This is a genomic window from Streptomyces sp. OR43, assembly GCF_008042275.1.
Taxonomy (GTDB): domain Bacteria; phylum Actinomycetota; class Actinomycetes; order Streptomycetales; family Streptomycetaceae; genus Streptomyces.
This window is the reverse complement of record NZ_RDBK01000133.1, coordinates 1-2,537: the sequence shown is the minus strand read 5'-3', so window position 1 is coordinate 2,537 and position 2,537 is coordinate 1. Positions and strand designations below refer to the sequence as shown.

General features: G+C 73.9%; 2 protein-coding genes and 1 pseudogene. 1 reads left to right on the top strand and 2 read right to left on the bottom strand.

The window, feature by feature from the left end:
- Positions 1-286 (top strand): annotated as a pseudogene (locus EAO72_RS41595) (hypothetical protein); the annotation flags it as partial.
- A 27-nt stretch (positions 287-313) separates the two neighbouring features.
- Here EAO72_RS41595 and EAO72_RS41590 read toward each other — a convergent pair.
- Together EAO72_RS41590 and EAO72_RS41585 are read right to left on the bottom strand one after the other, a co-directional pair.
- Positions 314-1,831 carry a phytoene desaturase family protein gene (locus EAO72_RS41590; RefSeq protein ID WP_187285461.1) on the bottom strand — a complete coding sequence of 506 codons (1,518 nt, stop codon included), beginning with the start codon at positions 1,829-1,831 and terminating at the stop codon, positions 314-316.
- A 38-nt stretch (positions 1,832-1,869) separates the two neighbouring features.
- Positions 1,870-2,505: a DUF4126 domain-containing protein gene (locus EAO72_RS41585; RefSeq protein WP_148022557.1), complete on the bottom strand. Its 636-nt coding sequence runs from the start codon at positions 2,503-2,505 to the stop codon at positions 1,870-1,872.
- Positions 2,506-2,537: the final 32 nt, after the last annotated feature.

Below are 2,537 nucleotides of genomic sequence, written 5' to 3'. Positions count from 1 at the left end.
GTACGCCGCGTACTCCGACCCGTACATCGGCACCACCGCGAGCACACCGCAGTACGGCACGTACGGGAACGACGGGGGCTACGACAGCTACGGCAACGGCCAGCAGTTCGCCGACCCGTATGCCCCGTCCCCGTCGTACGTCTCCGAGACCCCGCCGGGCGGCGTCTGGGTGCCGCAGCAGCGTGAGGGCGAGCAGTACCCGCCGATGCCCCCGGAGGAGCCCGTCCAGCCGGCGCCGTACCCGAACGGCTACGACACGGGCTACAACGAGCAGTACCGCTACTGAGCCCGGCCGGGGAGGGCCTCGCGGCCGTCACCGCGACCCGCGGAACCCGTCGCCCTCGACGATGATCCCCGCGACCAGCGCCCCGGACATGCCCGCGTGCGCCGGACCGCCGCCCGGATGCGACCAGCCGCCCGCCAGCAACAGTCCCGGCAGCCGGGTGCGGTTGCCGGCGTGGAGCCAGCCGCCGCCGGCGCCCGCCAGCGCGGGCGCGGGGACCGCGCCGCCCGGCGCACCCGTCTCGGTCTCGGACTCCGCGGGCGTCCGCACCACCCTGTGCAGGATGCGGTCCCGCAGACCGGGCACGGCCGCGCTCGCCGTGTCGATCAGGGTGTCCGCGTACCGTGCCCGCAGCGACTCGTCCGTCCAGTCCACCGGGCCGTGCGGGGCGACGGTCGCCGTCAGCGTCACGGCCTCGTGGGCCTCGTCGGGGCGGGTCGAGGGATCGTCGGGGCGCAGCACCGTCACCGTGGGGTGCGCGGCGAGCCGGCCGCCGGACACCGCCTCGCGCTCCGCCGCCCCGTCCGCCGGATGCACCAGCGTCCGGTGCACGGCGTCCGCGGACCGCGCGCCGCGCAGCGACAGCAGAACGACGAACCGGCCCGTCGGCGCGTAGCCCTCCGGCCGGGGCTGCACCGTCACGTCACCTTTCTGCCAGAGATCCTGAGCGGGCATCAGGTCCGGGTGCGGCCGGGCCCCCAGCACCACGTGGGCCGCCTCCGCGACCGTGCCGTCCGTCAGCTCCACGCCGGCCGCCCGGCCGTCCTTCTCCAGGACCCGGGCCACCTCCGCGCCGAAGGCGAACTCCACCTTCCGGGCCAGGCACCGCTCGTACACGGCCTGCGCGAGCGCCCGCATGCCGCCGGAGACGTACCAGCTGCCGAAGGTCTCCTCCATGTACGGCAGCAGGGCCGTGCTCGCCGGGGCGCGCTGCGGATCGAGTCCGTACGACAGCGCGTACCCGTCCAGCAGGGCGGCCAGCCGGGGATCCGCCAGCTCCCATGACCCGATCTCCGCCACCGTGCCGGCCCGGAGAGATGGGCGCAGCAGCCGACGCCGCACGGGCGCCGGATACGGATCCGTGGTCAGGACCTGCCAGTCGGGGCGCAGGGGTTCCTCAAGCAGCGGCCGCCTCGACCGGTCCCACGCCTCCCGCGCCCGGTCGAGGAACGCCCCCCAGCTCCCGCCGGCGCCCTCGCCGAGCGCGGCGTCCAGGGCCGCGACGACGCCGGCCCGCGAGGCGTTCGGCAGGGACACGTCCGTGCCGTCCGCGAAGACATGGCGGCTCGCCGGATCGACCTGGGACAGGGTGACGCACCGCTCCAGCGGCTCCTTGCCGGTCTTCACGAACAGGTCGCGGTAGACGGCCGGAAGATGGAGCAGGCCGGGGCCCGTGTCGAACGCGAAGCCGTGCAGGGCATGGCGGCCGACCGATCCGCCGAACGTCTCCGACCGCTCGTACACCGTCACCCGGTGGCCTGCCACGGCCAGCCGGGCCGCCGCCGACATCGCGCCCAGGCCGGCGCCGATCACCGCAATACGTGCCATGCCGGCGACTCTAACGGCCGCTGCCGACAGCTCAGCCGTCAGGCCGGTGGCAGACGGTCTCCGTCAGGCCGGTGGGAGACGGTCTCCGCCAGGCGTTTCTCTTCGCGCCGCTGTGCTCTGCGGCGCAGGAACCGGCGGATCCGGGAGGCCAGGAAGACCAGTATCACCAGGCCGAGCACCAGCAGCGTCGCGGCGATGGAGGCCGCGATCCACGGATGGAATATGGCGAAGGTGACGACTCCGGCGACCCCGAGGTCCTCGGCGATGCTCACCGCGATGTTGCTGAAGGGCTCGGGGGAGGTGTTGACCGCCATCCTGGTGCCCGCCTTCACCAGATGGCTCATCAGCGCGGTGGACCCGCCGATGGCCCCCGCGGCGAGTTCCGGCAGCGAACCGCTCTCGCCCGCCAGCAGCGCCGCCACGACGGCCCCGGCGAGCGGCCTGATGACGGTGTGCGCCGTGTCCCAGACCGAGTCCACGTACGGGATCTTGTCCGCCACCACCTCGCACAGGAAGAGCACGCCGGCCACGACGAGGACGTCGGTGCGCTGCAGCGACGCCGGCACCTCGTCGGTGACACCGGTCGCGCCGAAGACACCGAGGAGGAGGACCACCGCGTAGGCGTTGATCCCGCTCGCCCAGCCACTCGTGAACACCAGGGGGAGTACGGACACGGGGGTGATCGTAACCAGGTGGTGTACGGGGG

Bases quoted from the DNA above. Each gene is read 5' to 3' on its own strand.
- EAO72_RS41590 (WP_187285461.1), bottom strand. From the start codon at position 1,831: ATGGCACGTATTGCGGTGATCGGCGCCGGCCTGGGCGCGATGTCGGCG.